General features: G+C 46.2%; 21 protein-coding genes and 1 pseudogene. 14 read left to right on the top strand and 8 right to left on the bottom strand.

Annotated features, from left to right (window positions below):
* The coding region (locus CX664_RS05515) for a transposase (RefSeq protein WP_145999841.1) at nucleotides 1-474 on the top strand (474 nt) is incomplete at its 5' end.
* Between the two features lie 209 nt (nucleotides 475-683).
* Nucleotides 684-1,301 (top strand): hypothetical protein, encoded by a 618-nt coding sequence (locus CX664_RS05510; protein ID WP_145999840.1) that lies wholly within the window; start codon nucleotides 684-686, stop codon nucleotides 1,299-1,301.
* A gap of 31 nt (nucleotides 1,302-1,332) precedes the next feature.
* Here the strand turns inward: CX664_RS05510 and CX664_RS05505 are convergent, their stop codons facing one another.
* The gene (locus tag CX664_RS05505) at nucleotides 1,333-1,629 is read right to left on the bottom strand and encodes an antitoxin (protein WP_101745774.1); all 297 of its coding nucleotides are present in this window, start codon (nucleotides 1,627-1,629) and stop codon (nucleotides 1,333-1,335) included.
* Nucleotides 1,626-1,904 (bottom strand): BrnT family toxin, encoded by a 279-nt coding sequence (locus CX664_RS05500; protein ID WP_101745773.1) that lies wholly within the window; start codon nucleotides 1,902-1,904, stop codon nucleotides 1,626-1,628. The genes CX664_RS05505 and CX664_RS05500 overlap by 4 nt, the downstream gene beginning before the upstream one ends.
* Before the next feature lie 77 nt (nucleotides 1,905-1,981).
* Here CX664_RS05500 and galU point away from each other — a divergent pair.
* From galU to CX664_RS26955, 5 genes and pseudogenes are all read left to right on the top strand, one after another.
* A pseudogene (gene galU, locus CX664_RS05495) lies at nucleotides 1,982-2,809 on the top strand (UTP--glucose-1-phosphate uridylyltransferase GalU).
* Nucleotides 2,810-2,860: 51 nt separating this feature from the next.
* A complete protein-coding gene (locus tag CX664_RS05490; RefSeq protein ID WP_101745772.1) occupies nucleotides 2,861-3,055 on the top strand; it encodes a DUF7986 domain-containing protein in 195 nt (64 codons plus the stop codon).
* Nucleotides 3,056-3,166: 111 nt separating this feature from the next.
* Nucleotides 3,167-3,682 carry a DUF7986 domain-containing protein gene (locus CX664_RS05485; RefSeq protein ID WP_101745771.1) on the top strand — a complete coding sequence of 172 codons (516 nt, stop codon included), beginning with the start codon at nucleotides 3,167-3,169 and terminating at the stop codon, nucleotides 3,680-3,682.
* Nucleotides 3,683-3,862: 180 nt separating this feature from the next.
* Nucleotides 3,863-4,279 (top strand): hypothetical protein, encoded by a 417-nt coding sequence (locus tag CX664_RS05480; protein WP_101745770.1) that lies wholly within the window; start codon nucleotides 3,863-3,865, stop codon nucleotides 4,277-4,279.
* A 69-nt stretch (nucleotides 4,280-4,348) separates the two neighbouring features.
* A complete protein-coding gene (locus tag CX664_RS26955) occupies nucleotides 4,349-4,999 on the top strand; it encodes an IS1096 element passenger TnpR family protein (RefSeq protein WP_219622126.1) in 651 nt (216 codons plus the stop codon).
* Between the two features lie 165 nt (nucleotides 5,000-5,164).
* On the opposite strand, the gene CX664_RS05470 is transcribed toward CX664_RS26955, so the two are convergent.
* The 4 genes from CX664_RS05470 to CX664_RS05455 form a co-directional block, all read right to left on the bottom strand.
* Nucleotides 5,165-5,464, bottom strand: coding sequence for a hypothetical protein (locus CX664_RS05470; protein WP_101745769.1), 300 nt, complete (start codon nucleotides 5,462-5,464; stop codon nucleotides 5,165-5,167).
* Between the two features lie 27 nt (nucleotides 5,465-5,491).
* On the bottom strand, nucleotides 5,492-6,028 hold the full coding sequence (locus CX664_RS05465; protein WP_180966382.1) for a VUT family protein: 537 nt from the start codon (nucleotides 6,026-6,028) through the stop codon (nucleotides 5,492-5,494).
* 218 nt (nucleotides 6,029-6,246) lie between these two features.
* Nucleotides 6,247-6,876 (bottom strand): helix-turn-helix domain-containing protein, encoded by a 630-nt coding sequence (locus CX664_RS05460; protein WP_101745767.1) that lies wholly within the window; start codon nucleotides 6,874-6,876, stop codon nucleotides 6,247-6,249.
* Nucleotides 6,877-6,891: 15 nt separating this feature from the next.
* Nucleotides 6,892-7,308 carry a hypothetical protein gene (locus tag CX664_RS05455; protein ID WP_145999839.1) on the bottom strand — a complete coding sequence of 139 codons (417 nt, stop codon included), beginning with the start codon at nucleotides 7,306-7,308 and terminating at the stop codon, nucleotides 6,892-6,894.
* 121 nt (nucleotides 7,309-7,429) lie between these two features.
* On the opposite strand from CX664_RS05455, the gene CX664_RS05450 reads away from it, so the two are divergent.
* From CX664_RS05450 to CX664_RS05435, 4 genes are all read left to right on the top strand, one after another.
* Nucleotides 7,430-8,200 carry a nuclease-related domain-containing protein gene (locus tag CX664_RS05450; RefSeq protein ID WP_101745765.1) on the top strand — a complete coding sequence of 257 codons (771 nt, stop codon included), beginning with the start codon at nucleotides 7,430-7,432 and terminating at the stop codon, nucleotides 8,198-8,200.
* A 167-nt stretch (nucleotides 8,201-8,367) separates the two neighbouring features.
* Nucleotides 8,368-8,802 carry a hypothetical protein gene (locus CX664_RS05445; RefSeq protein ID WP_101745764.1) on the top strand — a complete coding sequence of 145 codons (435 nt, stop codon included), beginning with the start codon at nucleotides 8,368-8,370 and terminating at the stop codon, nucleotides 8,800-8,802.
* A 175-nt stretch (nucleotides 8,803-8,977) separates the two neighbouring features.
* Nucleotides 8,978-10,042 (top strand): ParA family protein, encoded by a 1,065-nt coding sequence (locus CX664_RS05440; RefSeq protein WP_101745763.1) that lies wholly within the window; start codon nucleotides 8,978-8,980, stop codon nucleotides 10,040-10,042.
* Nucleotides 10,042-10,722: a hypothetical protein gene (locus CX664_RS05435; protein WP_101745762.1), complete on the top strand. Its 681-nt coding sequence runs from the start codon at nucleotides 10,042-10,044 to the stop codon at nucleotides 10,720-10,722. The genes CX664_RS05440 and CX664_RS05435 overlap by 1 nt, the downstream gene beginning before the upstream one ends.
* A gap of 90 nt (nucleotides 10,723-10,812) precedes the next feature.
* On the opposite strand, the gene CX664_RS05430 is transcribed toward CX664_RS05435, so the two are convergent.
* Nucleotides 10,813-11,415 carry an LPD38 domain-containing protein gene (locus tag CX664_RS05430; RefSeq protein ID WP_101745761.1) on the bottom strand — a complete coding sequence of 201 codons (603 nt, stop codon included), beginning with the start codon at nucleotides 11,413-11,415 and terminating at the stop codon, nucleotides 10,813-10,815.
* A gap of 216 nt (nucleotides 11,416-11,631) precedes the next feature.
* Between CX664_RS05430 and CX664_RS05425 the strand changes: the two genes are divergently transcribed.
* Nucleotides 11,632-11,913, top strand: a complete 282-nt coding sequence (locus CX664_RS05425; protein WP_101745760.1) for a type II toxin-antitoxin system Phd/YefM family antitoxin — start codon at nucleotides 11,632-11,634, stop codon at nucleotides 11,911-11,913.
* Entirely contained in the window at nucleotides 11,900-12,280 is a 381-nt protein-coding gene (locus CX664_RS05420) for a type II toxin-antitoxin system VapC family toxin (RefSeq protein ID WP_101745759.1), read from the top strand. Before CX664_RS05425 ends, CX664_RS05420 begins: the two co-directional genes overlap by 14 nt.
* A gap of 407 nt (nucleotides 12,281-12,687) precedes the next feature.
* On the opposite strand, the gene CX664_RS05415 is transcribed toward CX664_RS05420, so the two are convergent.
* Nucleotides 12,688-13,740, bottom strand: a complete 1,053-nt coding sequence (locus tag CX664_RS05415) for an IS110 family RNA-guided transposase (protein ID WP_101745758.1) — start codon at nucleotides 13,738-13,740, stop codon at nucleotides 12,688-12,690.
* A 339-nt stretch (nucleotides 13,741-14,079) separates the two neighbouring features.
* Between CX664_RS05415 and CX664_RS05410 the strand changes: the two genes are divergently transcribed.
* Nucleotides 14,080-15,075, top strand: a complete 996-nt coding sequence (locus tag CX664_RS05410) for a PDDEXK nuclease domain-containing protein (protein WP_219622125.1) — start codon at nucleotides 14,080-14,082, stop codon at nucleotides 15,073-15,075.
* The last annotated feature ends 11 nt before the right edge of the window (nucleotides 15,076-15,086 follow it).

The following is a 15,086-nucleotide window of genomic DNA, read 5'->3' as shown; positions in this document are numbered from 1 at the left end:
AAAGAAGCCTGGCAGATACTGCAGACGCGACCCAGAGTCAGCGAAATGAGTGCAGCAACACTGATCGCAGAAATCGGTGATGACATGAGCAAGTTCGGAGGCAGGAAGGAAATCGCTTCATGGGCTGGGCTGTGTCCGGGCAACAACGAGAGTGCTGGGAAATGCAAAAGTGGTCGAACCCGAAAAGGGAACAAGATGATCAAAACGATCTTGTGCGAGGTGGCTAATGCTGCCATCAAGACCAAGAGCCAGTTCAAGGGCAAGTACCAGAGCCTGGTCATTCGCAGGGGGCATAAGCGAAGCCTGGTTGCCATAGCTCACAAGCTTATTCGTGTAATTTATACCTTACTAAAGCGACGCCAGCCTTATATTGACCCTGACACTGATTACGAGGGTTTGATGGTCAGGAAGAATGCGTCACGCTGGTTGAACAAACTGGTCGATTACGGCTACCTGGCTCAGGCTCAGCAATAAGCCTGAGTTTTTATTAATACGATAGTTCCTTGTTCTGTACAGGGCGGTTGCTTGCACCTTGAGTTCAGGGATTTTCACGGCAAAGACACAAAGGCACAAAGGAAAAACGTTTTTTATAAGAGCTTTGCTCTTACCAGTCTTTTGCTTTTGCTCTTCTTCGTGTCTTTGTGCCTTTGTGGTGAAAAAGCTTTTAAAGGGAATCACGCACGGTGTACAAGAGATGGTTGATGGTCCTGCCGGGTATTGTCCTGCTGGCAGTGGCTTTTAATACGGCATGGAATCTGGTGCAGTCGGAAGTCTGGCGCTCCCAGACGGAGGATTTTCTGGATCACTGGGTAACAGAAGCAAAAGAAGATGCTGGCTTTACCGTGGATAAAGAGCAGTGGCTACTCACTTTAGCTGGAGCTGATAATGCTCTGGACAATATGTCCGGCTCTCCCGAACTGCAGATGATGCGAGCCAAAGTGCTGGACTGGGGAGTGAAAAACAACTGGGCAACCTCCGAAACCGGACAGCAGATGGAACTGGATGCATGGCAACAGGCCATTTTGCAAAGACCTGCATGGCCCTATAGCTGGAGCAGTTATGCACAGGCACGCTCCCAGCGCTCGCTGATCGACCCACTGTTTGAACAGGCACTGGTTCGTGCTGACCAGCTTGGCCCCTGGGAACAAACCTTGATGGAAAACGCCACCATCCTTGGCAGGTATTATCGCGGATGGTTGAGTGAGACGGTTCAGGCAAGGCTTGATGATAGTCAGCAAAGGTTAGCGAAGCTTTATCCGCATCGGGCACGGCAGTTGGAGAAACAGTATCCGTTGCCCTGATATAGCAAGGGGCAGTTATTCTGATGGATGCCTACTCCCTGGTTTCATTATCTGATGGAACCAAACGGCCTTCCGCATACTTGTGAAGCACGCTGGCAATCATGGTTTGATAGGGGATGCCTTCTGCCAGAGCCATTTTCTGCAAAGCCCTGAGCGTGCGGCTGCTCAGGCGTATATTCAAACGCGCATCCTTTTTGAAGGTATTTCCAGCGGCCTGCTGATGGGCCAGTTTCATGGCTTCGGGGTTATCAACAGGCTTCAGGGCTCCTGCTTCAAAAGCATCCAGAATATCCTGTTCTTCCTGTAACTCTTGTTCATTGGGTTTCATAGGGTGCCTCCCAGATACTGTTTTGTGGCTTTTCGGCTGGGGATAATGGTTTTCAGGAATATCTCATCTTCCGATTCCACAAAAGGAACCAGATAGACATAGTCCTCAACCTGGACAATGGATATTTTCTGTCCGGGGTATTTGGATTGATTCGGATGATAAGTAATGGCCAGTTCACCACCCAGTTCAATGTGAAAAATGATCTCCTCAAAGGAAATACCCCGATTAGCCTTGAGCCAGGCATTTTTTTCACAGTTCCAGTTAAATACTTTCATACCGTTATTGTGTGCCTTATGTACATACAAAATGGTAGAAGTATCACCATTTGTCAACAATCAAACGATCTATATTCATGCTGAAAAAATGCCTATTCTCCGCCGCCGGTTACGGCACCCGCTTTCTCCCAGCCACCAAAAGCATGCCCAAAGAGATGATGCCGGTGGTTTCCAAACCACTGATTGAATACGGGGTTGAAGAAGCCCTGGATGCGAATCTGGCGGATATCTGCATGGTGACGGGCCGGGGCAAGCGAGCCCTGGAAGACCACTTCGATACCAACTACGAGCTGGAACACCAGATTGCCGGTACCGATAAGGAATCGCTGCTCACCAATATACGTCAGCTGATTGATGAGTGTACTTTCTCCTACACCCGTCAGCGGGAGATGAAAGGATTGGGCCATGCCATTCTTTCCGGTGAATCCCTGATCGGCGAACAGCCCTTTGGTGTGGTGCTGGCGGATGACCTGTGCATTAACCCGGATGGCCCCGGCGTGCTGGCGCAAATGGCGCAACTCTACAAACAGTTCCGTTGCTCCATTGTGGCGGTAATGGAAGTGCCGGAAGATCAAGTGCACAAGTACGGTGTGATTGCCGGGCAAACCATTTCCGATGACCTGATCCGTGTGGAAACTATGGTGGAAAAACCCGCCTGGGAAGATGCCCCCAGTAACCTGGCCATTATTGGCCGCTATATTCTGACCCCGGATATTTTTGACCTGATCAGAGACACCTAACCCGGCAAGGGCGGCGAGATCCAGATCACCGATGCCCTGATGGCCCAGGCTCAGCGTGGTTGTGTGCTGGCTTATAAATTCAAAGGCAGACGGTTTGATTGTGGCAGTATTGAAGGTTTTATCGAAGCGACCAACTATTGCTACGATATGTTTTATGCCCGTTGACTCACGAACGGGACTGTTCAATCAGTAATCAATCCGAATTAGCAGGACTTTATGCGCCATATCCACCCTGATTACGACCAGCTTCGAGCTGTTGGCAAAAAACTGAACTCTGCACTCTTCAAGGAGTTGACCCGGGACGAATATAAAATAGCCGCCCGACGCCTTGATGCGATCAAAAAAGGTAAAATGAATTTTGAATCTTATGATCAGTTTGATAAATACACCGACTTTTGCATCAACGATTAAGTAGTTAACCAAATGGAATCGTATATTTCTGGCTAAGTGGGCAGTTACTATGCAAGGCACAACGTAGGGAGCATAGCCATAGCTATGTGACCGTAGTTGTAACGCAGCAGAGTGACTGTCCACTTAGTCAGAAAATACGATTTCATTTGGTTAACTACTTATGTAGACATCAATGGCGAGAACATCGTAAAGCGTTATCAACGCAAGCACCATGGAACCATCAACACCACCGATGCACGGATCCTTGATGCTCTGCTGAGTTCTCAAACCTCACTTTTCCAGATTCTCAGCAGTGATACGGAGTCAGCAACCGTTAAGCTTGAGGATCTGCTCAACGGTGGCGAGTTGACCATCACTGACCGGGGTTTAAGCTCATCACCTGGCATAAACAGCTTTGTCATATTCTCCCGAATCCTTACCTATGGGGAGGACCTGCACATCACCTCGGGCGCTGCCATGCTTTTTCCCAACCGTTTCCGGGATATGATTCTGCAAGACTATTGGCGATTACTGAAAAAAAGCCCTGTAGGCACCGTGCAGTCCAAACGGTATGCTGCTTTTTATAAGCTGCACAGCAACTATGGTTTCAAGAATATGATTCGTGACGATGAAACGACGGTAGCCTGAAAGACCGGGGCCACCAATCGCTTGCAAAAGATAAAGACATACCAGGCAAATCTATGACCACAACCTAAACATTCCCTGAAGCTCCAGCCATCACCAATGAACGGCAGTACATTGAGTGGTTTGTGCAATACAGTGACAAACTCGAAGAGCTGAGAAATTTGGTGGGCCGTTCTGGGTAACATGGATACTGCTGAGCGGGAAAAGCACGCCAGAAACCTGGCCACACAATTGCGGCTTGATTACCAGGATTCATTTTCTCAAGTGGTCACCATAGCGACTCAGGGCGGTGATATGGATGATATTACAACCCGTTTGACCAACCATTTTCTGGAAAAGACCAACCAGGCATTTAAAGTTGATGACGATGCATTACTCCTGAAGTACACATCTTCCCCGGTTGAAACGGAAATTGAGGAAGCGTTTGATCTATCGGCGCTATCCACTGCGGACAACAGGGAGCTGGAAGAAAAGGAGTGTGAGCTGGCATACACACAACGCAAGCTGACGAATCCAGGCTTAAACTGGGAGAAAGTAACCTGGCGCTGCACCGATCAAAACGGACACTGGCGACTTCAGTGTTTGGCATACAGGTTTTAATGGTGTTGACTGCCAGAGCAAATGCAACTGTAACAGAGTCTTGAAATAATCTGGAGCCGTTAACCCATAATGAGCCATCAACCAGCGATGTTTAAACTCAACCGCAACGAACCCTGCCCCTGCGGCAGTGGCAAGAAATACAAGAAGTGCTGTTTTCTGGATTTTGACAAGGCGTATGAAATTCAGCGAGCGGCCAAAATGGCCAATAGTCTGGATGGGCTGAAAACGATCATCAGCCAGCCACCCCTGTGCTATCAAATGCAAGTGGAGCTGATTGGCCATCCTTACTTCGAATTTGAACACGATGTTATCCGGACTTTCGAGCTGTCCGGCAAAGAGACCCTGTACGATCTGCATCTGAAAATTCAGTATGCTTTCGACTGGGACAATGACCATATGTTCTCGTTTTACACTTCAAACGAATATAGGGACCGGGACAATGAATACTCCGGTTCACCGGATGGTGAGCACCTGGTGTCCAGCTTCGGTTTCAGCCAGCCCACCAAATCCGCATCGGCCACTGAGATTCGGGATTTGGGCTTTGCCGAACAGCAGGAGTTTCTCTATCTCTTCGATTATGGCGATGAGCTGGTGCACCGTATCACGGTGGTCGGTATCACCGAAGCCGACAGCAACGAGCGAGTGCCTTTCCGGGTTATTTCATCGGTAGGTGAGAATGTGGGGCAGTACTGTGCCTATGAAGAAGAGCATGAAGAGTGATGATGGATAAGAAATATTTGTCGGCGATGAAGGGGCGCCTGGTGCCGGAGTTTCATCAGTGATGAAAACCCGGGATTGACTGAAGAGCTTCTTCACCATAGAGGACGGTGAGTGTCCCCGACAACACCGCCCCTTGTCGTGAAATTATTGATCGCTAACGTCAGCTCACAGGAGATTATCCCGGCGCCATTGCCGGGCACAGCGAACAATGGTGACGGCAATCGGCAGGTAAATGATTACCAGCACCAGCTTGAGACCGGTAATGCCTGAAACCCGGCTCAGGGTATCATCTTCCAGCCAGAATGCACCGCTCAGGAAAAACGCACACATCGGCGTAAAGAGAATCTGCGACAGACCGTTCGACAGCAGCGAGCGCACCGAAAACCACTGCTGGTTCATCCAGCTGCGAATCTTCTGGAAAGCCAGGATATTAATGCTGTCGGTGATCCATAAGTCTCCTGCCAACGCCGCATAATATGTCGGGAGTTTCGCCTACACACTGACAACGGATGCTATGTCATAGTCGTGGCTAAAACCGGAATGGTCAAAGAACATCGGGAGATTCAACAACAGCCAGCTAAAACCGGCGAGTGCCAGCAATATCAGCACCGTATTATTTAGCAATCGTCGTGCACTTCGCTGGCCGTACAGCTCCGACACCGGGTTTAAAAAGGCAAAACTCAGCGGAAACACCAAGGGTGCGACGGTAAAGTCAACGCCAAACCAGCCAAAGTGAATCAGGAATAAAACAGGGCAAAGAATAATGGTGCCAATGTATACCCCCCAGAGATAGTTCAACAGCGGTTGGTCACAGGGCAGGGAAAAACAGTGGCCTCCGTTCAACCCCTTATCGGCGATGATATCGGTGCGACCTTCCAGTTGCTGTAACAGTACCTCCCTGTCTTCCGGTGGCAGGTCATTATCCTGACCTGAGCGGATAAACCGTTTGATCCCCCTTTCGCTGACGTTACCGTGGCTGTCAATAATGACAACCTCATCCTTGCTGCGGTTGTAGGCTTTTAATTTCATAAACCTGTATTCCCCTAACTGCAATCTTATATTGCCTGACCCCTTGCCGCATAAGTGTGTGACCGAATTTAACGGCTCAGTCAGCAGGCTGAGCTTTATGGTTCCGATATACACCTGCATATAGAAGGGATTAAGCTGTTTTTGTCTGGTTCAACTGCGGAATACAGGTTCGAATTTTTCTGGTTTTTGCCCTAATGCTGTTGTTTATGCTTTGTCGTTTAACTGGGGGATAGGTCTAACTTCCAGTAATCCATATTGCGAACCCTGCCGATCACTTCCATATCAGGGTCTCGGGTGCTGACGACCTCAAGCCCGGCATAAGTGCAGGTGAAGCTATACAGCCGTTTGATATTGTTATCGGTTTTCCAGGCAAGAAACAATCCGGGGCCGGGGCGTAATGCGTTCTCGACGGTCAGGAGCGTGAGACCGGGAAAAGACTCAATCATTTCCGGTACATAATAAAATTTGTACAATCCGGCGTCTTGCAATTGGTGATGTTCGTTACTGAAGAGGTCAGGAACAAAACCCCTGACCTCATAGGGTTCGCCGTGCACGGGAATGACCGTGACGGAGGCTTCCATAACAGGCAGACGATGGACCAATGGTTGATCCTGTCGTCTTTCGTGATCATAAGGGCCACCCTTACCGGTACCCAGCCAGGCTGAACCGACGCCGGTGGCTTTGGCCAGATCCTCAAGATGTTTATGGGGGTTGCGTATATCACCATTGGCCAGACGGTAGAGATAACCCCTGTCTATCCCTGTGCGCCGGGCCAGTTTGCTAACACTGGCAATGCCCGCCAGCTCCATGGCTTGCACCAGTCGCTGGCCAACCCCCTGATCATTCATGTTTTCTCATCCTGGCTATCGAATTCGAGGCTCAGCATCCGTAACAAATGTTTTTTTTTCCGCATCATTGAGCGTGTGGAAATGTGGTCTGACATTTTTTGCGGCCTGATGCAGTTTTACCGGATTAACTGTTACTTCTACAGCCACTTCTAAATCTACGTCCATGTGGTTTTGCCCGTGGTTTGTCGAAGGAAACTGCTTGTTGTGAATTTTATCGTATATCAGGGAGGGAGCTTTTGGGGAAGAGGGTGATGCAGATTTGATGTCTTTTTTTTGGTTGTTGTTTTTTTGATGTGGTTGTGGGGGTTGGTTGGTCAGTCTGAGGAGGCTACTGGATTTTGTTTTTCTGGACATGCAAAAAGCAAGAGCTGCCCCCGGTTTCCCAAAGATCCAGAAAACAGCCCATAGTCCCATCATAGATATATACGTCATTTATCTGATAATATTCTTTCCGCTATACAAAATCATAAAGACAGCCCTTATTACTCTGCAGATGGAATGAGGGGCGGTAGCGTATTTGCGGCTATAAAAACATAGAAACCGGAGCCAGAAATTGGATTTCACACCTATCCTCTCCAGCGTGTTTTCTGTATTGGTTTATTTTATTCCCATATTCATCATCCTTGCCGTCGGCAGATCTGCCTGGTTTAAAGGCGTTTTTGGTGAGTTTATGGTCAATACAGCGGTAAAGTTTTTCCTCGATAAAGAGAAATACCATCTGATCAAAAATGTCACACTGCCAACAGACGAAGGTAGTACGCAAATTGACCACATCATTGTCTCTGAGTTTGGCATCTTTGTTATCGAAACCAAAAATATGAAGGGGTGGATATTCGGTTCAGAGCATCAAAAGCAGTGGACCCAGAAGATCTTCAAGCACAGCAGCAAATTTCAGAATCCGCTTCATCAGAATTACAAGCACACCAAGGTTCTTGGTTCCTGCCTGGGAATGGATGAAAGCAAACTGTTTTCTGTTGTGGTGTTTGTGGGAGACAGTGCATTTAAAACCACCATGCCGAATAATGTCACCTACGCTGGTGGCCTGATTCGGTATATCAAGTCAAAGTCATCCTCGCTGCTCTCGGCAACTGAGGTGAGGGAAGCGGTGGAGCAGATTAGTACTAACCGGCTTGAGCCTGGCTTTAAAACTAATAGAGCCCATGTTCGCCATGTTAAGGATATTCAGCAGAAGAAAGCTGATCAGAAAGTATGTCCCAAGTGTGGTAGTGGTATGGTGTTGCGGACTGCCAAAAAAGGGGCGAATGCTGGGGAGCAGTTTTGGGGGTGTAGTCAGTTTCCTAAGTGTAAGGTTGTTTTGAAGTAGTTGGATCGATGGCAATGCAAAACACGATCACAACTTTCAAAAAAATGTAAAAGAAGGGCTTGAAGTCGAAATACATTAAAAAATATAACGTTGTGGTTCATAGGAGAGTCTAAAGCACTCAATAATCACACGTTATACTTGTAAAAAAACTAGTTTTGGAGTATTAAATGGCAATTTATGGTGTTGGTTCAAAGTGGAATGAAAAAGAATTAAAGGATCAGTTCTTTGACGAAAATAAATTCATACTTGGTTGGAATGAAGATAGAGCGGAAGATCTATACTCATTTATTTCTGCATTAAAAATTGGCGATATCCTTTATATCAAAAGTAACGCACCTGGTTCGAGAAAGATAAAAGTTAAAGGTGTTGGTGTTGTCACTAAGAATTTGTTTTCATGTATTTCTTCTGGAGAGCTTGGATCTGAATCTTATAAAAATTGGAAGAGTCTTTTTGTGAAGGTTGCTTGGATAAGCAAAGATGCATTTGAGATCGAAATACCAGAGAAAATTGGAAAGCTCACAAATATCAGAGCTGCAACCATATATGAAGAGTATTTACCGTATGTCCAAGAAATGATCGTAGATAGGCTCATCAAAATATAAGTCTGGCAATGGCTGTTTTCTCCACATCGTCATGCGAGCAAATCCGAATCAGATAAAATACCAAAATTGATAGGTTCGGATTTTAAATCTTGCATTTATTCAAAATGAAAGTCTTTGAAGCATTTTTACTCCAATATAAGTTGGGTTCAATTTACGTATGAAAGGTAGATGAATTATGAAAATAGTTACGTTATATAATCACAAGGGTGGTGTATCTAAAACGACGACATGTTTCAATCTTGCAAAATTACTTTCTAAAAACGGGAAAAAAGTTCTCGTGGTAGACGCTGACCCGCAATGCAATTTAACTGAGTTAATGCTTTCCCCACAAATTGCTCGTTTAGATGAGTTGGAATTAGAAACTCATCAAGAAAGGGATATTCAAGGCACCAGTTTACTGGAACTATTAAAGCCTAGAATTGAAGGTGAAGTTGCAGAGATTCCTTTGGAGTCGGTGGAAACGATAGATATTGATGAAAATCTATTTTTATTAAAAGGTGATGTGAATTTAAGCTCAATTGAAGATTCATTGGCCGAGTCTCATATCCAAAGATTTTCAAACAAAACGCATGAGAAAAGAACTTATGTGGCTATTGCAGATTTATTAAGGCGATTTGGCGATAAAAACAATATTGACTTTATATTAATTGATGTAGGTCCAAGTTCCGGGGCGTTAACCAGAGCTTGTTTCTTAGCATGTGATGCTTACTTTGTCCCAACCTGCCCTGATCGCTTTAATGTTCAAGCCATTGGGACATTATCTACGATAATTGGTAAATGGATTAAAGATCATCAACAAATAAAAAATGACTTTGAAGAAATAGGTTTGCCAGTGCAGCATGGGTTACCAAAATTCTTAGGAGTTATTTTGCAAAGTTTCAAAATTCGTGGAGGTCAACCTAAGCCAACTTATAGGATGTGGATGGAAAGAATTCCTCGTAAAATTGAAGCATCTTTATATCCAGTTATTTCCCAATTCAACCATGAAGATTATGATCTTACTTCTGGATTACAGGGTGATCAAATCGTTGTATCCAAAATAAGGGACTTTGAAGGGCTTGCACCCATAATGCAAGAGCACGGGAAGGCGATGTTCGACTTAAGTCAAGACGATACTAGGGTAATGGATGCAAATAATAGAGCATGGACAGGTGCCGCTTGGACGGGCGCTGTTGAACGAATGGAAGATTATAGAGGTTGCATTGCTGAATTAGAAGCAAGGCTTATGGAATTAGATTGATGGAACTTAGTTTAAAAAATCATATTGTTGCTTTTATCGATCTTTTGGGCTTTAGTTCAATGGTTTCGCATGACTGTGAAAAGCCAGATGGAGAACAAAGATTTATATCAAAATTGTTTGATGTTCATAAAAAAACAAAAGAGATATCTACGCAACTTCAAGGTATGGCTTTGACTCAATTTTCTGACTCTGTAGTGTTATCAGTTCCGTATGGAACTGATAATTTCCATTCGATATGCAGAATCATATCCAACTTTCAATACGATTTACTTTGTTCTGGGATTTTATGCCGTGGAGGAGTATCGTATGGAAAACATTTTTCAACAGAGGATTTTCTTTTTAGTCATGGACTCATAGATGCCTACAGCATCGAATCAAAACTTGCTTTAAACCCTCGTGTAGTTATATCTAAAGCACTTATCGAGCTAGTTTACGGTAACCTCCGTGATGTTGATAGTGAAATACTCATTGAAGAAAATGATGGGCTTTTTTTTCTTGATTATTTAAATGGTGATTCTATCGAAATAAATAAGTCAATTGTTGAACAAGTACTACCTCAGCAATTGAGCGAGAATCCATCAATTCGTGCAAAACAAATTTGGGTGGTTGATTATTTTAATAGCAAGTACCCAGATCATAAAATCAGAGAATCATCAAGATTTAATCGTCGCTGCGAATAAGAAAGCAGGGGGGGGCGGATCTTGTTTCATGCATCGCAGGGCGGACAATATACGTCACCAGGTATATTTTTTATCTTGCAGTAGCCATCCTTAACGAAACGGATGCTGATACTGCTTCACCGCCTCTGTAGATGTCTGGCTGATCTTCCGATTCAGGTCATCCACTTTCTGGCGTTTCGTATCACTGCTCATCAGTTTATCTTCCATCACCCGTCTGACTTCCTTTCGCAGCTTGCTGATCTGGCGACTGGCTTTCTGGAGACCTTGTTTGTGGCGTAGTTTCTCCGCTGCTGACAGCTCCAGTTCTTTAGCTCGATCCATTTCACCGGACTCCTGATACCGTTTGATGGATGCCGCTATCTCAGTCACGTCCTTATTCATATCGTGGAATTCGTCGGTGTAGCGATTGCTTCCGGCCACACCATCCTGGACAAAACTTCCCACTAAAGGCATATCCCGTTTGCGCAGGGCTGGGGGCTCGGCGGCATCGGTGGCTTCACGGGTCATGGCATCGGCAACCATCAGTGCGTACCCACCCAGGGAACCGAAATAGCCCTTCAACAGGTGTTCCAGTTTCTTGGGGGAACGCATCCAGTCCGGTGCGCCTTCTGGCAGAAGCTGGGCCAGCTCTTTCAGAGTGTCACTGGTATAAGGGGAGTACTGGGCTTCGGGTTTCAGGTTCTGCAAACGCATGGGGATAACAGCTGAAAACCGGGGTCAAGTCTTGATCCTTGACGTTCGGCCGGTAGGTGATTTTACCGGCTTAGAAATTGAGGGTCACTTCTTTGTCGCCGTATAAACTCCAGGTCCTTTTGGTATAAAAGATACATCCCTCAGCTCCCCGGAGGTTGCGGTTATGCTGTGTACGCTATATATTTATAGGCGTACATGTTTTTGGGGTTCTGATTTATGACTACGCAGCAGGAACCGGACCAGCACAGCCAGGGGGTAACTCTGACTCAGCTTCGTAAGAATATCTATCAGCTTGTGGATGAGGTGATTGCCAGTGGTAAGCCATTAACCATTGAGCGGGGTGGGGCTCTCTTAAAGCTGGGTGTTGTGACCAGGGCTTCAACCAAGCTTGGAAACCTTAAGGTCCGCAATACATTGCTGCCTGATGGTGTGGATTCGGCAGAGGGCCTTGAGGACGCTATGACCCACCAGTGGGAGCCAGATAATGGTTTTGATTGATACGCACATTGCGGTCTTTCTGCACAGTGGTGATTTGAGCAAGGTTTCCCCAGAGGCTCAGGAGCAGCTTGAGCATCATGATATTGTGTTGCCTGAACTGGCAAGGCTTGAACTTCAGTATTTGTATGAAATCGCTCGGATTGCCTACACGCCAGCCGAGATAGTGGCTGACTTGTATGGTGATGTGGGCATGGTTTGCTCGAAAACGCCGACAGCAGGCCTGGTTCAGTCGGCTATTGGTATTCACTGGACGCGGGACGCTTTTGACCGGTTGATTGCAGCGGATGCCATTTTTTGCGATTGCCCGTTGATTACCCGTGATCAGCGTATCATTGAATATTTACCTCAGGCGTTCAGTGCTCGGTGAGGAACCTAACGTCAGGAAAACCGGGGTCAAAAAACCGGAAAACCGGGGTCAGAAAACCGAAAACCGGGGTCAAAAACCGGGGTCATATATGGTCCGCCCCGCGATGCAAGGAAAAGTTTTCACAATGGCTTTTAAAGAGTAATGCTTCCATTCTCTTCATTAAGAGACCGGCCTTTGGGGTGAGGTCTCAATGCCTCTGGCCCTGATGGAATCCGCTCACTCCCACCTCATCAGGTCTTCGGCCTCTATGGGCCCTGACCCCAGTCAGGTTCAAGGGAGTGCAGGTCTTACCTTTTATGCCATCATTTGAACTTTATCCACGCAACTCGTTGCAGGCTTCTTACACTGATTAACCGCTTTTGCTTTTCTTGTCTAACGACAAATGTTTAATAGTTTAATGCCTATATTCATGCTGCTGCCTTGTACGGCTCTTTCTTGGTTAACACAGCCCAGGCAATGCGAGCGTTTTTATTGGCAACAGCCACTGCTGATATATTCTTACCACGACGCTTATCAAGCTCTTGAATCCAATTATTACGTCGATCGTCGTGTTTGTTGGCTACCCTGACAACGGTTCTGCCACCGTGTATAAGCAGGGTTCGCAGGTAGGTGTCGCCCCTTTTACTGATGCCCAGTAAGGTAGGCACTCCACCAGTAGACGCCTGCTTGGGCACCAGTCCCAACCAGGCCGCCATTTCCCGGCCATTTTTAAATGCTGAGATATCACCAATCGCAGCAAACAGTCCCGTAGCACTGAGCAACCCAATGCCGGGTATGGTTAGCAATAGTTTGCAAGCTTCATTATTAGCTGCAATGGTTTCGAGCTTTTGTTCAAGCTTTTCTACTCGCTCGTCCAGGTGTTTCATCTCTTCGTACAGTTCACTGAGAAGTTCACGGAACAACACTGTTAAACCGTTTTCAGCATCTTCCAGAACCAGGGGGATCTGTTTACGGATGAAGGCTATGCCCTTGGGAATAATGACCCCGTATTCCATCAACAAACCTCTGATCTGGTTACCCAATGCAGTCCTTCTGGCCACGGCCTGGCTGCGTATTCTGTGCAGGCTCTGAATATCCTGCTGCTCAATCGTTTTGGTTGGTACAAAGCGCATGCTGGGCCGTTGCATTGCTTCACAGATAGCCTCAGCATCAGCAGCATCATTCTTGTTTGACTTTACGTAAGGTTTTACGAACTGGGGAGCCATAATACGAACGTCATGACCCAGTTCAGTAAATTTACGACACCAGTAGTGTGAGCCTCCACAAGCTTCCATGCCTATAGCGCATTGAGGCAGATTGGCAATAAAGAGCATGAGTGCTTTGCGATTAAGTTTCTTTTTGATAACCACATGACCTTTGGCATCAACACCGTGTAGCTGGAAACTCTTTTTGCTCAGATCAATTCCGAGAAAAGCAACCTGGCCTTTTTGATTAGTTCCTGATTTGTTAATCTTGCTCATGGATGGTCCGCTCCGTTTCTTATTTTGAATGATGTCCTGCCAAACTCATTCTATTGTGGCTCATTTGAAGCCGTTTTGGGAGCGGGGCGGACCATTCCATTAGGTCTTTAATCATGCATAACAAATGTCGTTTATGGTGATAAAAAAAGTTATTTGCACAATGAAAGACCTGACGTTGGCTTTCATGACCTTGGCTTTCAGGAGCAATCATCGACGCTTTGTGTCCTTTGTGGTTCATAGCTTTTAAGGCTTTTCATAAACAATGCGCCCTCCCACCCCATAGTCATATCCATGCCATAATACTGGCAACTAATGATAACAGTCAGGAACACTAGCAATATGGAACACTATGACTTGTTACTTGCCCGTGTTGGTGAATTACTGGAGGCCGGGCGCAGAGAAGCCAGGCAAAAAATAAACGCAGCACTGGTAGAAACCTATTGGCATATCGGGCGGCATATTGTCGAATTCGAGCAGCAGGGCGAACACACGGCCCAATATGGAAAGCAATTACTGGATCTTTTGTCCAAAGACCTGAAACAGCGTTATGGCAAAGGCTTCAGCCGAAGCAATATCTACCAGATGCGGCAATTGTATCTCTGTTACCCAAAAATCCAGACACTGTCTGGAAAATTGGGCTGGTCTGTCTATTGCGAGTTACTTTGCGTTTCTGAGCCCCTGGCCCGGTCTTTCTATGAAAAACAGTGCCTTGTGGAGAACTGGTCCGTACGTGAACTCAAGCGGCAGATTAACTCGGGCCTGTTTGAACGGCTGGCTATCAGCACCGATAAGAAAGGGGTTTTAGCGCTCTCCAATGACGGTCATCAGCCAACAGATCCAGCGGATCTGGTGAAAGATCCTTATGTGTTTGAATTCCTGAACCTTCCTGAGCGCAAGCAATACAGCGAAAAGCAGCTTGAAAACCAGCTGGTTGATAAGTTGGCCCAGTTCCTTCTGGAATTGGGCAAAGGGTTTGCCTTTATTGCCCAGCAATACCGGGTGACGCTCAATAATACCCATTACTATGTTGATTTGCTGTTTTACCACCGCATCCTGAAGTGTTTTGTACTGATTGACCTGAAACTGGGCAAGGTCAGCCATCAGGATATCGGGCAGATGAACCTGTATCTCAATTATTTCAAAAAAGAAGAAAATACCGAGGGTGACCATGAACCTATTGGTATTGTTCTTGTCGCAGATAAAGACGAGATACTGGTTGAATATGCTACTGGCTCGATATCTAACCAGATTTTTGTTTCCCGTTATAAGACTCATCTGCCTGATCGCAAAGAGTTAGCCCGTGAGCTGGCGTTGTTGCTGAAGGAAGGTGATTGATTTTTTTTGAA

Origin of the sequence: Endozoicomonas acroporae (genome assembly GCF_002864045.1) — a bacterium.
GTDB classification, from domain to species: domain Bacteria; phylum Pseudomonadota; class Gammaproteobacteria; order Pseudomonadales; family Endozoicomonadaceae; genus Endozoicomonas; species Endozoicomonas acroporae.
The sequence above is the reverse complement of the archived record's forward strand: the minus strand, read 5'-3'. Positions and strand labels throughout refer to the sequence as shown.

Bases quoted from the DNA above. Each gene is read 5' to 3' on its own strand.
- CX664_RS05445 (WP_101745764.1), top strand. From the start codon at position 8,368: ATGGCAATTTATGGTGTTGGTTCAAAGTGGAATGAAAAAGAATTAAAG.
- CX664_RS26955 (WP_219622126.1), top strand. From the start codon at position 4,349: ATGAGCCATCAACCAGCGATGTTTAAACTCAACCGCAACGAACCCTGC.
- CX664_RS05430 (WP_101745761.1), bottom strand. From the start codon at position 11,415: ATGCGTTTGCAGAACCTGAAACCCGAAGCCCAGTACTCCCCTTATACC.
- CX664_RS05455 (WP_145999839.1), bottom strand. From the start codon at position 7,308: ATGACGTATATATCTATGATGGGACTATGGGCTGTTTTCTGGATCTTT.
- CX664_RS05460 (WP_101745767.1), bottom strand. From the start codon at position 6,876: ATGAATGATCAGGGGGTTGGCCAGCGACTGGTGCAAGCCATGGAGCTG.
- CX664_RS05425 (WP_101745760.1), top strand. From the start codon at position 11,632: ATGACTACGCAGCAGGAACCGGACCAGCACAGCCAGGGGGTAACTCTG.
- CX664_RS05505 (WP_101745774.1), bottom strand. From the start codon at position 1,629: ATGAAACCCAATGAACAAGAGTTACAGGAAGAACAGGATATTCTGGAT.
- CX664_RS05435 (WP_101745762.1), top strand. From the start codon at position 10,042: ATGGAACTTAGTTTAAAAAATCATATTGTTGCTTTTATCGATCTTTTG.
- CX664_RS05490 (WP_101745772.1), top strand. From the start codon at position 2,861: ATGCGCCATATCCACCCTGATTACGACCAGCTTCGAGCTGTTGGCAAA.
- CX664_RS05410 (WP_219622125.1), top strand. From the start codon at position 14,080: ATGGAACACTATGACTTGTTACTTGCCCGTGTTGGTGAATTACTGGAG.
- CX664_RS05465 (WP_180966382.1), bottom strand. From the start codon at position 6,028: ATGAAATTAAAAGCCTACAACCGCAGCAAGGATGAGGTTGTCATTATT.
- CX664_RS05500 (WP_101745773.1), bottom strand. From the start codon at position 1,904: ATGAAAGTATTTAACTGGAACTGTGAAAAAAATGCCTGGCTCAAGGCT.
- CX664_RS05480 (WP_101745770.1), top strand. From the start codon at position 3,863: ATGGATACTGCTGAGCGGGAAAAGCACGCCAGAAACCTGGCCACACAA.
- CX664_RS05440 (WP_101745763.1), top strand. From the start codon at position 8,978: ATGAAAATAGTTACGTTATATAATCACAAGGGTGGTGTATCTAAAACG.
- CX664_RS05420 (WP_101745759.1), top strand. From the start codon at position 11,900: ATGGTTTTGATTGATACGCACATTGCGGTCTTTCTGCACAGTGGTGAT.
- CX664_RS05415 (WP_101745758.1), bottom strand. From the start codon at position 13,740: ATGAGCAAGATTAACAAATCAGGAACTAATCAAAAAGGCCAGGTTGCT.